The organism is Xylella fastidiosa, from assembly GCF_011801475.1.
Taxonomy (GTDB): domain Bacteria; phylum Pseudomonadota; class Gammaproteobacteria; order Xanthomonadales; family Xanthomonadaceae; genus Xylella; species Xylella fastidiosa.
This window is the reverse complement of sequence record NZ_CP044352.1, coordinates 2,374,751-2,391,305: the sequence shown is the minus strand read 5'-3', so window position 1 is coordinate 2,391,305 and position 16,555 is coordinate 2,374,751. Positions and strand designations below refer to the sequence as shown.

The following is a 16,555-nucleotide window of genomic DNA, read 5'->3' as shown; positions in this document are numbered from 1 at the left end:
AATCAGAATTGTATCCATCTCCGTTTTGGCTATTCATAGAGATGATTATCATGCGTATAGCGCATCTCAATTGCCTTGGTCATCATTTCGGTGTTTCGTAACTATGATGTGACGATAGTGTGATTCGAGTTTCTGTGCTTACTGCTTGGAATTGATCTTAAGCTCTATTGGATCAGTATGTTTCGCTGGATGTTGTGTTTAGTGAAGCTGCTCGGTTGGGCTATCTTGGTGTACAGGTCTGGCCATGGTTTTTTCTCTACTAAGATAGTGGCCCCTGGTGCAACAGGACCTTGTCTAACTTAATTCACTGATTTTCTTTGGTTGTTTGAGTCATCGAAGCGATGCCTTTGGATGAAGTTATAGTGTCAATTCAAATGCTGATTGTGCCAACAAGCGGAAGTCTTGGGTGTGCAGCATCAATTTTTATTTATGCCATCTACACTGATTGCGGAAGAGCCTGTCTAAGGCAAATATTGTGGCTTCAATTTTATGTGGCTTTGCTCTACAGAGTGCTCTTATGTGGTAGCGATGGTGAGAGCCATGGATGGGAGGGGAGATGAGACGCATATATTGTGCGAGTTATTTCTCAATCAGTAGACTGGATGTAGTGATAATTAGATAGAGGGGAGTCGATTTTTTAAGAAAAGCCTAGTATCGTTACACGTGCTGTGTTTGCTAGGCTCACAGTGAATCGTGGCCTGTTGCAGTCGATCACCTGATCAGCTTCATCGTTCCGTTTGACCAACGCCTGCAACTCAGTTTTGGCCCCGATCTCCGGTGGCCGTTATCCATTCAATTGTTCAGGAGTTTGTAATGTCTGATACGTCTGATGATCGTCAGATAGGTACGGTGAAGTGGTTCAATGATAATAAAGGCTTCGGCTTCATCACCTCGAATAATGGGCCCGACCTGTTTGTCCATTACCGCGCAATTCAAGGTAATGGATTTAAGTCCCTTCAGGAAGGTCAGAAAGTTTCTTTCGTTGCTGTGCAAGGCCAGAAAGGTATGCAGGCTGACCAAGTTCAGGTTCTGTAATCTAGGGTCTCATTAGAGATTGTTCTCGTAACGCCGGAAGTACCTGCTTCCGGCTTTTTTCCGTGTTTTCCATAGATAAGAATTTCTTATGGCTCATATCTCCTGAGGATTCTTAATTTCCTATTCTGTGATGTGGTTCTAGAGGAAAATCAGGTTTTCTATTGCGTTTAATCTCTTTCTTCAAGTCGGTTGGGGCCAAACCGTTGTTGTGCTTTTGTGGGATTGGCAGGCTTGGTCATATTGGTGTTCGATCCAGCCTGTTGTTAAGTGGTGCTGGCGTGATTACTACGTAGTGATAGAGGTGATTCTGAGGGTAGGTTGTGTGGAATATGCGCAACCTTCGCTAATTGGGATGCGGCAATATCACAAGGTATTCAGCACCAATGGCGTATCTGATTCATATGTGGCCACTGCGTTTTAACAACCGTTTTATTGATGTACTGCCTTGCGATCCAGAGGTCAGCTTACGCTCGCGTCAGGTTTTAGAAGCTTGGTCCAGGGTGGCACCCACCCCGGTGCCCATGCCGTGTTTGCTGGCGTATTCATCTGAAGTGGCAGCGATATTGAATTTCGATGCAGAGGAACTGGTGACTCCACGTTTCGTCGAGGTGTTTAGCGGCAATGCGTTATATACGGGTATGCAGCCGTATGCTGTCAATTATGGTGGACATCAGTTTGGGCAATGGGTAGGGCAGCTCGGTGATGGTCGTGTGATTACGTTAGGCGAATTGCTTGGTGCCGATGGCGTGTACTACGAGTTGCAGCTTAAGGGGGCTGGACCTACGCCGTATTCGCGTGGTGCTGATGGCCGTGCTGTATTGAGATCGTCCATCCGTGAGTTCTTGTGTAGTGAGGCGATGCATCATCTTGGGATACCAACCACGCGCGCGTTGAGTCTGATTGCCACAGGGGATACGGTGATACGCGACATGCTTTATGACGGTCACCCTGCCCCTGAGCCTAGTGCGATTGTGTGCCGCGTAGCGCCCTCTTTTATACGTTTTGGCACATTTGAGTTGCCGGCTTCGCGTGGTGATATCGATCTGCTACGTCGGCTGGTCGAGTTTACGATCATACGGGATTACCCCCATTTGCACGGTGCAGGGGAGACGTTGTACGCGGATTGGTTTGCCGAGATTTGTACACGTACCGCGGAGCTTGTTGCCCACTGGATGCGGGTTGGTTTTGTACATGGGGTGATGAATACCGACAACATGTCGATTCTTGGTTTGACGATCGACTACGGCCCATACGGCTGGATCGATAATAATGATCTGGACTGGACTCCAAATGTGACCGATGTCCAGAGTCGCCGTTATCGTTTTGGTGCTCAGCCGCAAGTGGCGTACTGGAACCTAGGTTGTTTGGCGCGTGCTCTGGCGCCACTGTTTAGTGATGCAGCGTCATTGCAGGCAGGACTAGAACGGTTCCGTGCCACGTACTTAGCGGCCGAGCGCCGTGATGCTGCGGCTAAACTCGGCTTCGCGGCTTGCTTTGATGAAGACCTGGAGTTGTTTGATGCATTGCGTACCTGCATGCACCAAGCGGAGATGGATATGACGCTGACTTTCCTGGGATTGGCTGATTGGGAGCCGAACATGCCGGACAGTCTGTCTCTGTGGGCTGAGGCATTTTACGATCCTGTCAAACGTGATGCGCAGGCACCCATGTTGCGTGATTGGTTGCAGCGCTATGCAGCGCGTCTTTCTGTGGATCCCTTGCCGGTTGCCGAACGGCATGAGCGCATGCGTTTGGCTAATCCACGCTATGTGTTGCGCAATTATTTGACGCAGCAGGCGATCGAATGTGCTGAGCAAGGCGATCTCACTGAGTTACATGCACTGTTGGAGGTCATGCGCCGACCCTATGATTTTCAGCTAGGACGTGAGGCATATGCGATGCGGCGTCCAGAGTGGGCGCGCAGCCGCATTGGTTGTTCGATGCTGTCTTGCAGTTCTTGAGTGGAGACAGTGTCAGGTGTTTGATTCACACAGTGTGTGGCTGTGTCAGGAGTGAATTCAAATCTTGCATTGGTTGTGGTGTTCCAGAGTGCTGATGCACTATGAGTCCCAATCCCTGAAAAACCAGGGTGTTGTACTTGATGAAAGTGGGATTGGTCTCGGCAATTGTATGGTGGAGTGGGTTGTATTGAGTTGCTTGATTGCTGTGCAAGCTGCTTTGGGGGTGTCGTTGTGTCTTCCTCCAGGACGCAACGACTGGCTGCTGCGTACAATGCGCCAATGCCTCTGATTACTCTTCAAAATGTTGATTACAGCGTTGGTGGTCCATTGTTGTTGGAAAAAGCAGCACTGAGTATTGAACAAGGTGAGCGCATTGCTCTCATCGGTCGTAACGGTGCAGGTAAGTCAACACTGATGAGGTTGATTGCTGGAGAGTTGCATCCGGACAGTGGCGAAATTCGTATTCAGCAGGGCATGCGGGTGACGCGTCTTGAGCAAGAGGTGCCGCAGGACATGAGCGGTAGCGTGTTCGATGTGGTTGCTGCCGGCCTTGGTCAGCCTGGGCGATGGCTCGCTGAATTTCACCAACTCAGTCATGCGGAAGTTCTCGACACTGAGGCATTAGCACAAGTCCAATCTAGGATTGATGCCAGCGATGCTTGGTCTCTGGATCAGCGAGTGACTGAGGTACTAACCCGTCTCGAGTTAAACGGCGAAGCTGAGTTTGCGTCTCTGTCTGGTGGGATGAAACGCCGTGTGTTACTGGCATCTGCGCTTGTGTCTTTGCCTCATTTGTTACTCCTGGATGAGCCAACCAACCACTTGGACACCGAGGCGATTGATTGGCTTGAGAGTTTCCTCAAGGGGTGGGATGGTAGCGTGCTATTTATCACCCATGATCGCCGTTTCCTACGTGCTTTGGCGACGCGCATTGTTGAGATCGACCGTGGTCATGTCACGAGTTGGCCGGGAAATTGGGATAATTATGAGCGTCGCCGTGAGGAGCGGCTCAACCTAGAAGCACAGCAGCAGGCACGCTTCGATAAGCTGTTGGCTCAGGAAGAGGTGTGGATCCGGCAAGGGATCAAGGCGCGTCGTACTCGTGATGAGGGTCGTGTGCGCAGGCTCAAGGCGATGCGGATGGAGCGTCTTCAGCGCCGTGAGCTAAGTGGCAATGTACAACTTGAGGTGGCTCAAGGCGAGTTCTCTGGGAAGAAGGTCATTGAGGCAAAGAATCTGTGTTTTGCATTCGGTGAGCGCACGATTGTGCGTGATGTCTCCACCACAATCTTGCGTGGTGACCGTATCGGATTCATTGGCCCCAATGGCAGTGGCAAGACGACGTTGCTGAAGTTGTTGTTGGGTGAGCTGCTACCGCAGGCTGGTGAGGTGCGTATGGGCACTCATCTACAGATTGCTTACTTTGACCAATATCGTGCGACTTTGCGTGAGGACTGGAATGCAATTGAGAACGTTGCTGAAGGTGCAGACTTTATCGATCTCAATGGCAAGCGAAAACATCTCTACGCTTATTTGCAGGACTTTTTGTTCACTCCTGAACGTGCTCGGGCACCCATCACTCGCTTGTCCGGTGGTGAGCGTAATCGGTTATTACTGGCGAAGTTGTTTGCACAACCGTCTAATGTTTTGGTGATGGATGAACCGACCAATGATCTGGATGTTGAGACGCTGGAGTTGCTGGAGGAATTGTTGACCAATTACAAGGGCACGCTGCTGTTGGTCAGTCATGATCGCGATTTCCTCGACAATGTTGTGACATCGACGTTGGTGATGGAAGCAGAAGGAAACGTTGGTGAATACGTCGGTGGCTACAGTGATTGGCTGTGGCAGCGTCCCAAGCCTACTATGGTGATGGTGCGCGAGCCACATGCCGCCAAAGCGGAAGTGGTGATGCCTGTGTCCGGGTCGGTCAAACGTAAGCTTAGCTACAAGGATATGCGTGAGTTGGAACAGTTACCTAATCGCATTGAGCGTTTGGAAGAAGAGTTGGCAGCGTTGACTGAGGCGATGAGCACAGCTGATTTTTATCAGCGCGATAGCGCTTTAGTGGGTGCTGATACACAGCGTTTGACCATGCTCCAGGCCGAACTGGATTCTGCCTACGTCCGTTGGGCTGAACTGGATCGTTGAAAAAACATATCGTATTGGCATGCATTACCCAGTCTGGTGTACCGGCTGCTTGCCTTAGTCGGTGTCGGCCACAAAGACCATAAACACCCGGCTATCATTGGCCCAAGATGCGGTTGCCTCCTCAAGGATATCTAGGAGGATTGCGTGTGTATCGGCTGCCTGTTGTGCCAGTGTGGCGATGCCGTCTAGTAACAGTGCTTGCCCGTCAGACGCCGCCAGCCAGCTTAGATCCCGCAGTGCGTCTGCGAGTGCGTCCCAGTTGTGCCCAAAGCTCTTGGGAAAATTCAGTTGGGTTGCTAACTCCAGGAGCAACGTGGCTTTGTCGCGGCACTGGTGCAGGTTCACGTGGATAACTTGAAGTCCGGCTGCATGGGTCACTGCGGCCAAGTGAGGCAGATCGCTGGAGGCAACCCGATAGACCCTGGAGCTTTTGGGGTCACTGGGATCTAATCGGAGGGTGTTGCTATTCATCGCGTTGATACGTTGAAGCTGCGGAAGCTCGTGTAGTGATCGTCACTGTAGTACCAGATCTCTGGGGGATCACCACCGGTAACGATCCGTCGGGCACCCCGATCGTGAGAACCTGGTGTTTCTACGGTGTATTCGCGGTAATAACCGTATGGACGTGCTGGTAGCCGTTTTTCTCTGTTGCCAAAGATGATGCCATCCTTACGATAAGGGAAAGGGCCTCCTTGTTGAATGAGTCTAACCAAGGTACGTGCTTCTGCGGGGAGAAATTCCGGTAACCCATCTTTGGCGCGTAATGCCGGTGGTGCGATCTGTACTCCGCCGTGATGGTTTTGCGACCCTGGCGCAAATTCCGGATTAGAAACATGTAATGAGTGCATGCCCCACAACGTGGCGAGCACTAGTAAAACGGTGGCCGATAGCGTGAATTTTCTAAGCATATGCCCGGGTCGGAGAGGAAGAGTGGCGAGTATGTCTGGATTGGTTGTTTTTAACTTGACTATTGGCGCTAAAAGCAGAACTCAAAGCCAGTGTCTAGTCTATCTAAAGGACACCCATCAGCATGCTGATGGGTTTTAGTGGGGTGTGGTCTCCCTATGGTTTTCCTTGGTAGCTGTGCCTATCGTCTTTACCATTTACCATAAACGTCGGCATCCGCCGGTATGACTTCAGGAGAAACGCATGGCTTACACCCTTCCCATCCTGCCTTACGCTTACGATGCGTTGGAACCACACATTGATGCCCAGACAATGGAAATCCATTACACCAAGCACCATGCCACCTATATCAATAATCTTAATGCTGCGTTGGAAGGAACGGAGTACGCGGATTTACCCATTGAAGAATTGCTCCGTAACTTAAAAAGTTTGCCGGAAAGCTTGCAGGTTCCAGTACGTAACAACGGCGGTGGTCACGCCAATCATTCACTGTTCTGGACGGTGATGGCTCAGGATGGCGGCGGCAAGCCGAAAGGAGAGGTTGCTAAAGCGATTGACCAGCAGCTGGGTGGTTTTGAGACATTTAAAGATGCTTTTACCAAAGCTGCACTCAGTCGTTTCGGGTCCGGTTGGTCATTGCTAAACGTCACTCCGAGCAAAACTTTGGTGGTTGAAAGCAGCGCTAATCAGGACAGCCCTCTATGCGATGGTAAGACGTCTATTTTGTGCTTGGATGTGTGGGAACATGCATATTACTTGCACTATCAGAATCGTCGTGCGGATTACGTTAATGCGTTCTACAACGTGATCAACTGGGATGAGGTTGAGCGCCGCTATGTGGTTGCGATGAGCTGATCCATTCCAAAGAGAGTTTTGGGGTTTTCCCAGGAGCCGGGAGCGTGCGTTTCCGGCTCTTTTCATGTCGCTATGGGATATTAACGTTGCTGCTTTTATCATCACGTAATTGCATTGCTGTTTTATTTTTAATGGTGTCGAATGTTTGCGTACGCGGTAAGGGTACTAAAAACAGGGAGCCTCTCTCAGCGTGATGTTACTAATTTGCATGGCTGTATCAGTTGTACACGATCATTCTAGCCAGTTGCGGTTGGATAATGATCTCTGATTTCTAAGTTGTGTCAGTTGCAGTTGGTCGGTGCGTATGGCGGGATTTCTTGCTTGTGTGGTGTATGTACTGAAGGATTTTTTTTCAGTATTTACATGCCTTCTAAATTGCTTGTGTTACCAGTGCTTTTTCTTTTGTGGAGGCTTTTCAATCATTGGTTGCTAAGGATATTTTCTGCTGCGCTCGAACCCTAGGTCGGAGCATTGTCTGTGGCGATGAGGATGCTGTATCCCTCATTGGTGTGCGTATTTGTTTAACGGTATCCAGCTTATTTATCGTGTTTCCATGCATGATGACAAGCTTGTTAACAGTGATTCCATGTTCGCCTCACTGTGTGCAAGATATGGCGATGGATTCAGTTGAATTTGATGATGAATTGGTGGCGATTTTTTTGCATTAGTTTGATTTCTTGCTTTCCTGGAACATCGTTTATATCTTGAGTTTCTCGTATTATTTTTGAGATGTAATAGACGTATTTATTTTCTTGATAACCTTGATGATTTTCTAATGTGATCTGAAAATGGGTGGGTCTTTTTTAATGTAATGGAGTTGAGAAAATTATAATGACGATATTTTTTATCTTATGTCAACACTAGTTTTAATTTTATTTATGAAGATGTGTGAAATTCATTATTGTTATTTCTGATTACTTGGGTAAATAATCAGAAATATAAATCCAGTGAGCTTAAGATCTTTAGGGATCTTTTGATTTCTAATGCATCATTGAATTTATTTAAATATTTTCGATTTTTTAATTTTAACTTCCACTATATCTCATTAATGAGACTTGGGTACGATGCCTATAGAGGGAGTTCTCTCGTAAGCTTTTTCCAAAGCGTGTATCAGTTCCTTAGTCAGATATGGCTTAGTCAGTATTACACCTGAGGCGAACTCACTAGATATGTATTCTGGAGGAGTTCCAGTGGCTAGAACGAATGGTATATCTAGTTCACTGAGACGCTTGGCGATTATGCCACTGGTCCTTCCATTACCGAGTTGGTGGTCAAGGATTGCAATATCTGGAGGTTGTTGGTTAATCAGCGCAATGGCATCTTCGATCAATGCTGTAGAGTCGATCACTGATGCGCCAGCTTGAGAGAGTTGCATTTCAAGTAGCATTGTATTCATTGCATCGTTTTCTACTACTAATATTCGAATTCTCTGTAAAGTGAACATCGCATCCTATCCGACTAGGTATGGAGTATAGCGACAGAAAATCCATGTAGTGATGCGGTGCGCGGTGACATTGGCTGAAGTATCAAGATTCAGTGTACATCAGTGTCTTGCCAATGACATGCTGCCTTGCGTCGGTACCTGATCGTCGCACATTTTCATTATGGATTTGTTTTTGTTGAATTTACGTCAATATCAATTCTAATGACGTCATATGGATTATTGATGAGTCGCTCAGATATTGGGTATCAGTGGTTGCAGTTGACGATAATCTTGAGATAGTTCTTTCTTGATTGTGTTACTTCGATTAATGATGTTGACGTTTGACCAATGTAGTCATCAGTCTGCTTGTATCGCAAAAAATGTGACGTTGTTACTTTCAGTAGAGGTGATGAGAAATAATATTGTTTCATCTTCAATATAGCTTAGTTACTATTTTGAGTAATAGGTGTAAGTGACCATAACCAATGGTAGGTTGTGAATTCTTTCTATGAGAATTAAGTGAGTTCTCATTATTTATTATATTGAATACAGTGTGGTAGTTATTGTGACGCTACATTGCTTATTAAGTCGATGGTGTTTGTATCCTGCATTGCTTATGCTGCAATTGTGTCAACAATAAATGCTATATCATTGATTGCCGGGTTACGTAGGTTTTCCACGTAGATAGTTAACTGGTAGTCGTTGTGTTAGAACATCATACGTTTATGTTTAATTTGGAGTGTGGAAACACAGGCCCAATTTTTTCAGTACCATCAAGTTCCGGTGGCCTTCTCAGTGTTTTAGTTGGGTCATCTTTTGAGGTATTTAATACGATTGTTGGTTAGATCGTTTAATTACGTGTTGGTCTCTGTCGAGCGCGCGCGGATTGCATGTGCTGGATGGCAGATTGTTTGTTCCATCGCCAGGTGTTATCGCTGCGACTAGATGCTGGCGATCATTCACAAGTGCATTTTTACAATGAGTCTGTGAGCCTGATGCGGGTGCTGAGTTAGAATTGCACGATGGTTATTATCAATACTGCTGCTTATCACTTTGTTTCGATCACGCAGCCGCAGACACTGGCTGATCAAATCCGTGCCCATGGGGAGATTGCGGGACTGAAAGGGACGGTGTTGATCGCCAATGAAGGAATTAATTTGTTCCTTGCTGGCGAGAAGGAGGCTATCAATGCATTCTATGCTTGGTTGTGTGCTGACGTGCGTTTTGCAGCGTTGCATGTGAAGTATAGTGTTAGTGCATATAAACCATTCGCGCGCTTTAAGGTGAAGGTCAGGCCAGAGATTATCAGCTTCCGTCGCGGGGATATTTCTCCGCTTCAGGTCCGTGCACCTGGGGTCTCTGCACACACCCTTCGTGATTGGCTACGTCGGGGTTGCGATGATAATGGCCGACGTTTGGTAATGCTAGATGCTCGCAATCAGCAAGAAATTGCATACGGTACATTTTCTGGAGCAATGACCTTGCCGATCACCAAATTTACTGGATTCCCAGGGGCGCTAGCACACTATCGTGACTTATTATCCGATGCTACTGTGGTTAGCTTCTGCACAGGCGGGATTCGCTGTGAAAAGGCTGTCTTGTGGATGCGTGCCGATGGTATGGACAACGTGCTGCAACTGGAGGGCGGTATCCTCGGTTACTTCGAGCAAGTGGGTGGGGAGGGCTACGATGGACGTTGTTTTGTCTTTGATAAGCGGGTAGCGCTTGATCCGCAACTGCGTCCTTTGTATGACATGCGGGTCGTAGCAAGTTTTGCGCGATCAGAAATTTCTTAATGCGTAGCGCAGTATCTACTGATACATGCTTCCCGACGGTCGTTGCATCCTGAGTTGCTAGTTTGTGTAACAGTTGTTGCGGGCTTTATTGGGGAGAGGTTGCATAACAGTCTGTTCAGTCGATATTCAAAAACCGTTGTGCGGCGTTCCGATGCATTAATATGAGTATTTACCGCAATGTGTTTTGTTTCAGAAATTCGTTGGATTGACTCGCATCTCTAGAAAACTATCTGATTCAGGGGGACAAGGATGACTATTAAGATTTTTCTGATTGATGATCATACTCTCGTGCGTGTTGGCATGAAGATGATCTTATCCAATGAATTAGATCTCGAAGTGATAGGGGAAGCGGAGACAGGGGAGGCGGCTTTACCACAGATCCGTGAGCTACGCCCGAATGTCGTATTGTGTGACATGCATCTCCCTGGGGTGAGTGGGCTGGAGATTACAGAAAAATTGGTGAAAGGGAATTATGGTAGCCGTGTAATTATTGTTTCGGTGTTGGAAGACGGCCCATTGCCGAAGCGACTGTTAGAGGCTGGAGCTTCTGGTTATGTTGGTAAGGGCGGTGATGCTAATGAGTTGCTGCGTGCTATCCGTGAAGTGGCTTTAGGGAAGCGCTATCTTGGTAACAGCATTGCGCAGAATTTGGTGTTGTCAAGCCTTGAAGGAGGATGTTCACCTTTTGATGTTTTGTCACCGCGTGAGTTGGAAATTGCCTTGTTGTTAATCCAAGGTCTGAGTCAGGGGGCTATTGCTAAGCGGTTGTGTCTCAGTCCTAAGACAATCAACACTCATAAAGTGCGTTTGTTCGCTAAAGTTGATGTTCGAGATACCATTGCTCTGGCTCGGTTGGCTATTCAGTACGGGGTGAGTACTCCGGAGAAATATAGTTTAGATAAAACGATCTGATTCGAAATCCAGATTTTCTTCCTCAAAATGATGCTTTCAGGTAGAGAGTGAACAGGTACTTAGAAGGCACTCAATAGGATGATATAAGGTGCTGCGTCACTACAATTATCAGGGATAAGAGTGTTGTATTTGGTAGTGCCGCCATGTGGTTCCACTCAAACGTCGTTGTTCTTTAAAGCCTTTTAGTTGCCTTTGTGTCTTTGTATTTTCTACTTATGGGGCGGGCTACAATTGTAAAAAAATGTTTATGTAAGCATCTCAAGTGTCAGACATTGAGTGTGTGGTTTTTGTTCCTTGAAATGACCTAAGTCTGCTCTTTGCCATCTTTCGATGGCAAAGAGTACAGAACTATGCTTTCCACTTATTTGCGGAAGCGGGGGATTATTTCATTGGTTATGTGAGTGTGTTTGGAAGCAAGGTTGTTAATAATTTTATAGTGTATTGTTGTCACTATTTTCTTCGTTGTTTTTTGTAAAACCTAATGATTTGTCGTTCTGCGATGTTGTGGTCGCGTTATTAATATTACGTTGGGTTGTATTTTCCACGAATGGGGCTTGCTTCTTGTCTTCTAGTGGAGCGACTACCTTGGGTAGTGGATTTTGCATCGGCAAGCGTTGCTTTCGTACTGGTGGTTGGGTTGTTTCGGATTCCGTTGTAACGATCTTTCGCTTCGTTTCGATGTGTTCATTATTGTATGTAGTGGAGGGAATAACTTTGGTTTGTGCTTTTTCTATCGTTGTTGAAGGCTTGGTTGCTATCACTGGTTGATTCGTTACAACCAGCACATCAGTGGTTGTTGGGCGAGCTGCCGTATCGCTGTTCGCATTGGTTGGTTTGTTTGGTATCTCTGTCTTTGTGGTTTTAGTATTCGCGTTTGAGCGTGATGTTGGTGTTATATGCTCTGATGGAGGTGCCTTGGCAGAGGGATGTGCCGTAGAGAGAGTTTCCAGACGACGCCCCGAACTGTGTCTGGTGGTGTTGGAGTGAGCGTTGTAAGGTGTTCTTGACGGGGAATCAGAAACGACATCTTTATGCGTATGAGTCTTAGTAGCTTGTACAGAGGCATTAGGCGTGGTTGACGCAGCACTGGTTTCACTTTGGGGAGCCATTTGCGAGGCGATATGCGTTCTGGACGCGGTTTCCATTATGCTTTGAGGTGCTGTAGTTGTGAGATCAGCGGATATCCCCTCTCTCTCGGCAGCTATTGCCTTACGTAACGGTGCGGTGATCGGAGCTGCGGGTGCTAGGTCATCGAACTCAAACTCCGGTTGGCGCTTGTTTTCCTGCATGGCAGGGCGCAAGGCTTGGGGTGATTCGATATTGTCCGCATTGTCGGTTTCAGTGTCGTTGGATAGTTTGATGCTATTGCTTTCGCTTACAGCATTGGTTTCGTTACCGAGAGAAGTATTCCGACGACGACGACGACCACCACGACGACCACGGCGCCGCCGGTTGCTGCCGTCGTTGTTCCCAGTACCTTCATGATTGTTTTGTTGCGGTTCAATGTCAGTATTTGTATTGATGTTCGTCTTTGTGGTTGATTTAGCTTCGATCAGCGCGTTTGATGTGCCTTGAGTCACGTTCGATGTTGTTGGTAAAGCATCTTGGTCTTTACCTGACGGTGTGGCTGTCATGCTAGGCGCAGGGATGTTATTAAGCACCGCTTCCGCAGTTAACGGGATCGGTTTTGCTTTCTGTAGCGTGTTGTCTTCACCATGGAGTACAGGTGCAGGCTGTTTGTCTAATATCGTTTTCGTGCTGTTTTGTGTCGGTTGCGATTGCGTCCTTGGTGTTTTTGGGAGCTGTGGTTGGGGTTGCCTTGGCATCTGGGGTAATTTCGACACATATGCTGACGATTTTGGTGTTTGTGATTCGTTCCGCAATTTCCCGTTTGTGTCTGCTGTGCATTGGTTCTGGATTTGCGGATAGTTGTTGCTTTCGTTATGGCGATAATTGTCGCGGTGGCTGCTGCTTTGCTGCTGTGGTTGGGTGTTGCTAGTAGCGATTTGGCCATCACGGCGGTTGCGTTCGTTGCGTTGCACATTGCCATTGCGGTTCTGTTGCAGGGGCGCAGGATGCGAGCTGTTACTTGCGGTCTGTCGCTTGTCAGTATTTCCAAAGATACGTTTTAGCCAACTCGCTAGGCTGGATACAAGTTCCGGAATAGGGTGTGCTCGGTTCTCAGCGGATTGCTCTCGGATTGTTGGTATGTTTTCTTGAGTTGGTGCCAGTTGCGGTGGGGTGATCGATTTCACTGCTGGTGCTGGCGGGATGTTAAGTTGCGATTTGGTGAGTGCATGTACCGGTAGCTTGCGTGGGGTGTTGCGTTGGTAACTTGGTTTGCCTGTTTCTTCGCTTAATTCGTTCTCACGTAGACGAGTCACCTCGTAGTGCGGGGTATGTAATTGCTCGTCAGCGATGATGATGATCGGTGCGTCATGGCGTTTCTCGATCTCATTAATTGCACGGCGCTTCTCGTTGAGCAGGTAGTTGGCTATCTCTACTGGTGTCTGGACAAGCACCTGTCCAGTGCTTTCCTTCATCGCGTGTTCTTCGACTATACGGATGATCGACAGTGATAGCGATTCGATGCTGCGCATCCGCCCGTGTCCGTCGCAGTATGGGCAAACGATTTGGCTGGATTCGCCCAGGCTTGGGCGTAGGCGTTGACGACTCATCTCCAACAGGCCGAAGCGTGAGATCCGGCTAAGCTGCACGCGTGCACGGTCGTATTTGAGACAGTTTTGTAGACGGGTTTCGATCTCACGTTGGTGTTTTGAAGAGGACATATCAATGAAGTCAATCACTACTAACCCACCTACATCGCGTAGGCGCAGTTGGCGTGCGATTTCATCGGCTGCTTCCAGGTTGGTTTGGAATGCGGTTTCCTCAATGTCGTTACCCTTTGTAGCTCGTGAAGAGTTGACATCAATGGCAGTGAGCGCTTCTGTTTGATCAACCACAATGGAGCCGCCGGAGGGGAGGCGTACGTTACGTTCGTAGGCACCTTCGATCTGCGATTCGATCTGGAAGCGATTGAACAGAGGGATGTCGTCTTTGTAGTATTTGAGCTTGCGAAGGCTTTGCGGCATCACGTGCCGCATGAATTGGTGGGCGTCCTGATACATTTCCTCTGTATCGACTAGAATTTCGCCGATGTCAGCACGGAAATAGTCGCGTAGGGCGCGGATGATGAGGCGCGATTCTTGGTAGATGAGCAATGGAGCAGGCTTGCTCAATGCAGCTTCGGCAATGGCGCGCCAAGCGTGCAGTAAAAAATCCAGATCCCATTGTAGCTCTTGAGTGTCACGGCCCACGCCAGCAGTACGGATGATCACTCCCATATCGTTGGGAATGTTCAGTTTTTCCAGTGCTTCTTTCAGCGCAGCGCGATCTTCGCCTTCAATGCGACGTGAGACTCCGCCTGCTGATGGCGAGTTTGGCATCAACACCATGTAGCGACCGGCGAGTGAAATGAACGTGGTCAGAGCGGCTCCTTTGTTGCCACGTTCTTCTTTATCAACCTGAACGACGATCTCTTGACCCTCGCGTAATAACTCTCGGATACCAGCTTTGTGATGGTCCAGACCGGCTTGGAAGTAGTCTTTGGAGATTTCTTTTAACGGCAAAAAGCCGTGGCGATCTGTGCCGTAATCAACAAATGCGGCTTCGAGAGACGGTTCCAGCCGGGTGATACGGCCTTTATAGATGTTGGATTTTTTTTGTTCTTTAGATGGTTGCTCAATATCAATGTCGTACAGGCTCTGGCCATCCACGATTGCTACGCGAAGCTCTTCGGCCTGTGTAGCATTGATTAACATTCGCTTCATTAGTTGCGTTCCTCGCGCGCTTTTTACGCGCGGAACGCCGTGGCGCTTCGCCTCTGGAAGTATTCATCGCCCCTTTCGCGCGAAGCGCGTACAGGTCGACTTGGTTTTCCAGCGCTACAGCACCACGGCAGGCCGCGGGAGCGCTTTATTTCTCAGTTGTTTCAGGGCCGACAGCCACATTCCGGTAAAACCGGTGAGGCACACGGGACATGTTCAGCGCGGGCACTGAAATGCCCGGCGATGGCCAGGTAGGTCGGCGAGTCGCTAACATTGCCGTCCCTGATGGGGGGCCGTGTGCTATGCCAGATTCGTCGGAAGCGGGGCTTCTGACCCAGGTCAACCTTCAACGAAATCAAACCCTTATCTCGCGCTTCGAAGTGTAGCAGAATATGTGGTCGGATGACCGATCCATTTCGTTCCCAGTCAGAGTCTGTCGTGGAGTGTTTCAGCGTACGTATCGTTGTCGTGCCTGCCGAGCACAGTGGGCAGCGCTTGGATAATTTTCTTCTCAGCAAACTAAAGGGTGTCCCGCGCAGCTTGATTTACAAGCTGGTGCGCAGTGGGCAAGTCAGAGTGAATGGTGGTCGTGTCAAGGCCGAGCGCAAATTGGATGGGGGTGACGAAGTCCGACTTCCGCCGTTACGTCTTATTCAGGATCGGGCGATTGTCGCGCCATCGGCTGCATTTCTGGCCAGGATGGAGGCAGCGATTGTGTTCGAGGACGCGCGTTTGTTGGCGTTGAACAAACCCAGTGGTATGGCTAGCCATGGCGGCAGTGGGATCAGTTACGGCGTGATTGAGGCTATGCGTATCTTGCGTCCTAAGCAGGAACTGGAACTTGTACATCGTTTGGATCGTGATACCTCTGGTTTGTTGATCATGGCAAAAAAGCGTGCAGTTCTCATTGAGTTGCAGGCATTGATGCGCGAAGCCAGCGTGAATGGTAAGGAGGGGCGTGGTATTGCCAAGCGCTATTTGACTTTGTTATCAGGGCGTATGCCCAATGGAGTGATGAGTGTTGATGCGCCGTTGCATATTAATTTGCGCCATGGGGGAGAGCGTCATGTCCGGGTGCATCATGATGGGAAGCCTTCAAAGAGTCGTTTCCGTTTGCTAGAGCGGCGTGGAGGGCAATCGTATTGCGAGGTGTTGATCGAAACTGGTCGAACTCATCAGATTCGTGTGCATGCACAGCATCTCGGTCATCCAGTTACTGGGGACGACAAGTACGGTGATCAGGAGGTCAACCGGAAGTTGCGCGATCAGATTGGTTTACAGCGTCTTTTCTTACATGCTGTGTCGTTGGAGTTTGCTTTGGATGCTGGAAGTACGCCCTATGTGTTGAATGCTCCATTGGCGGAGGACTTGGTGGCCGCCTTAGACCGTCTTTAGTCTGATCCAGCTTTGAGCGATCTTTAACAAAAAATGTTCAGCTTCCCGCTTCACGCATTATGTCTGTGGTGAAATACTCCAGCACTGTGATTACGGTGCTGTGAGAGATATTGTGGGCTGTTATCGTTAAGCGTTAAAAGCATACCTAGTCTGGAATTGTCCAGGGCATATGAAGAATCTGCTTGCAGTGATACTAATTGCCCTGTCGATATAGAGTCGCTCCCACCCGCTGTATTGCGGAGTGGCTGGCACTACAGCGCTTTGATTATGTTAGATATGCGTGAAATTCTAAAT

11 protein-coding genes and 2 pseudogenes are annotated in these 16,555 nt (G+C 48.4%); 9 read left to right on the top strand and 4 right to left on the bottom strand.

The genetic code is table 11. The annotated features are described in order from the left end of the window. Nucleotides 1-813 precede the first annotated feature (813 nt). The 5 genes and pseudogenes from csp2 to F7G16_RS12845 form a co-directional block, all read left to right on the top strand. Nucleotides 814-1,035, top strand: coding sequence for a cold-shock protein Csp2 (gene csp2 / locus F7G16_RS10935; RefSeq protein WP_004084681.1), 222 nt, complete (start codon nucleotides 814-816; stop codon nucleotides 1,033-1,035). Between the two features lie 401 nt (nucleotides 1,036-1,436). After that, entirely contained in the window at nucleotides 1,437-2,996 is a 1,560-nt protein-coding gene (locus tag F7G16_RS10930) for a protein adenylyltransferase SelO (protein WP_011098324.1), read from the top strand. A gap of 94 nt (nucleotides 2,997-3,090) precedes the next feature. Then, entirely contained in the window at nucleotides 3,091-3,285 is a 195-nt protein-coding gene (locus F7G16_RS10925) for a hypothetical protein (protein WP_012382770.1), read from the top strand. Continuing rightward, nucleotides 3,276-4,859: pseudogene (locus tag F7G16_RS10920) on the top strand (ATP-binding cassette domain-containing protein); the annotation flags it as partial. The gene F7G16_RS10925 and the pseudogene F7G16_RS10920, both read left to right, overlap by 10 nt. Before the next feature lie 66 nt (nucleotides 4,860-4,925). Continuing rightward, nucleotides 4,926-5,147, top strand: a pseudogene (locus F7G16_RS12845) (ABC transporter ATP-binding protein); the annotation flags it as partial. A gap of 54 nt (nucleotides 5,148-5,201) precedes the next feature. Here F7G16_RS12845 and F7G16_RS10915 read toward each other — a convergent pair. Then, nucleotides 5,202-5,618, bottom strand: a complete 417-nt coding sequence (locus tag F7G16_RS10915) for a barstar family protein (RefSeq protein ID WP_004087556.1) — start codon at nucleotides 5,616-5,618, stop codon at nucleotides 5,202-5,204. Continuing rightward, complete coding sequence (locus tag F7G16_RS10910) at nucleotides 5,615-6,055, bottom strand: guanyl-specific ribonuclease (RefSeq protein WP_004087554.1); 441 nt, start codon at nucleotides 6,053-6,055, stop codon at nucleotides 5,615-5,617. The genes F7G16_RS10915 and F7G16_RS10910 overlap by 4 nt, the downstream gene beginning before the upstream one ends. A 241-nt stretch (nucleotides 6,056-6,296) precedes the next feature. Between F7G16_RS10910 and F7G16_RS10905 the strand changes: the two genes are divergently transcribed. Continuing rightward, nucleotides 6,297-6,908 carry a superoxide dismutase gene (locus F7G16_RS10905; protein ID WP_004087549.1) on the top strand — a complete coding sequence of 204 codons (612 nt, stop codon included), beginning with the start codon at nucleotides 6,297-6,299 and terminating at the stop codon, nucleotides 6,906-6,908. Between the two features lie 1,045 nt (nucleotides 6,909-7,953). Here the strand turns inward: F7G16_RS10905 and F7G16_RS10900 are convergent. Continuing rightward, nucleotides 7,954-8,352: a response regulator gene (locus tag F7G16_RS10900; RefSeq protein WP_011098322.1), complete on the bottom strand. Its 399-nt coding sequence runs from the start codon at nucleotides 8,350-8,352 to the stop codon at nucleotides 7,954-7,956. Nucleotides 8,353-9,353: 1,001 nt separating this feature from the next. Here F7G16_RS10900 and F7G16_RS10895 point away from each other — a divergent pair. Both F7G16_RS10895 and F7G16_RS10890 read left to right on the top strand, forming a co-directional pair. Beyond that, the gene (locus tag F7G16_RS10895; protein ID WP_004087545.1) at nucleotides 9,354-10,127 is read left to right on the top strand and encodes a sulfurtransferase; all 774 of its coding nucleotides are present in this window, start codon (nucleotides 9,354-9,356) and stop codon (nucleotides 10,125-10,127) included. A 249-nt stretch (nucleotides 10,128-10,376) separates the two neighbouring features. Next, nucleotides 10,377-11,039 carry a response regulator gene (locus F7G16_RS10890; protein WP_004087541.1) on the top strand — a complete coding sequence of 221 codons (663 nt, stop codon included), beginning with the start codon at nucleotides 10,377-10,379 and terminating at the stop codon, nucleotides 11,037-11,039. Nucleotides 11,040-11,470: 431 nt separating this feature from the next. On the opposite strand, the gene F7G16_RS10885 is transcribed toward F7G16_RS10890, so the two are convergent. Further along, nucleotides 11,471-14,869: an Rne/Rng family ribonuclease gene (locus F7G16_RS10885; RefSeq protein ID WP_004087540.1), complete on the bottom strand. Its 3,399-nt coding sequence runs from the start codon at nucleotides 14,867-14,869 to the stop codon at nucleotides 11,471-11,473. Nucleotides 14,870-15,268: 399 nt separating this feature from the next. On the opposite strand from F7G16_RS10885, the gene F7G16_RS10880 reads away from it, so the two are divergent. Next, nucleotides 15,269-16,261: an RluA family pseudouridine synthase gene (locus tag F7G16_RS10880; protein ID WP_004087539.1), complete on the top strand. Its 993-nt coding sequence runs from the start codon at nucleotides 15,269-15,271 to the stop codon at nucleotides 16,259-16,261. Nucleotides 16,262-16,555: the final 294 nt, after the last annotated feature.

What these genes read in the sequence shown, in the direction of transcription:
- F7G16_RS10885 (WP_004087540.1), bottom strand. Translation starts at nt 14,869, where the DNA reads ATGAAGCGAATGTTAATCAATGCTACACAGGCCGAAGAGCTTCGCGTA.
- F7G16_RS10880 (WP_004087539.1), top strand. Translation starts at nt 15,269, where the DNA reads ATGACCGATCCATTTCGTTCCCAGTCAGAGTCTGTCGTGGAGTGTTTC.
- F7G16_RS10895 (WP_004087545.1), top strand. Translation starts at nt 9,354, where the DNA reads ATGGTTATTATCAATACTGCTGCTTATCACTTTGTTTCGATCACGCAG.
- csp2 (WP_004084681.1), top strand. Translation starts at nt 814, where the DNA reads ATGTCTGATACGTCTGATGATCGTCAGATAGGTACGGTGAAGTGGTTC.
- F7G16_RS10900 (WP_011098322.1), bottom strand. Translation starts at nt 8,352, where the DNA reads ATGTTCACTTTACAGAGAATTCGAATATTAGTAGTAGAAAACGATGCA.
- F7G16_RS10915 (WP_004087556.1), bottom strand. Translation starts at nt 5,618, where the DNA reads ATGAATAGCAACACCCTCCGATTAGATCCCAGTGACCCCAAAAGCTCC.
- F7G16_RS10925 (WP_012382770.1), top strand. Translation starts at nt 3,091, where the DNA reads ATGCACTATGAGTCCCAATCCCTGAAAAACCAGGGTGTTGTACTTGAT.
- F7G16_RS10930 (WP_011098324.1), top strand. Translation starts at nt 1,437, where the DNA reads ATGTGGCCACTGCGTTTTAACAACCGTTTTATTGATGTACTGCCTTGC.
- F7G16_RS10890 (WP_004087541.1), top strand. Translation starts at nt 10,377, where the DNA reads ATGACTATTAAGATTTTTCTGATTGATGATCATACTCTCGTGCGTGTT.
- F7G16_RS10905 (WP_004087549.1), top strand. Translation starts at nt 6,297, where the DNA reads ATGGCTTACACCCTTCCCATCCTGCCTTACGCTTACGATGCGTTGGAA.
- F7G16_RS10910 (WP_004087554.1), bottom strand. Translation starts at nt 6,055, where the DNA reads ATGCTTAGAAAATTCACGCTATCGGCCACCGTTTTACTAGTGCTCGCC.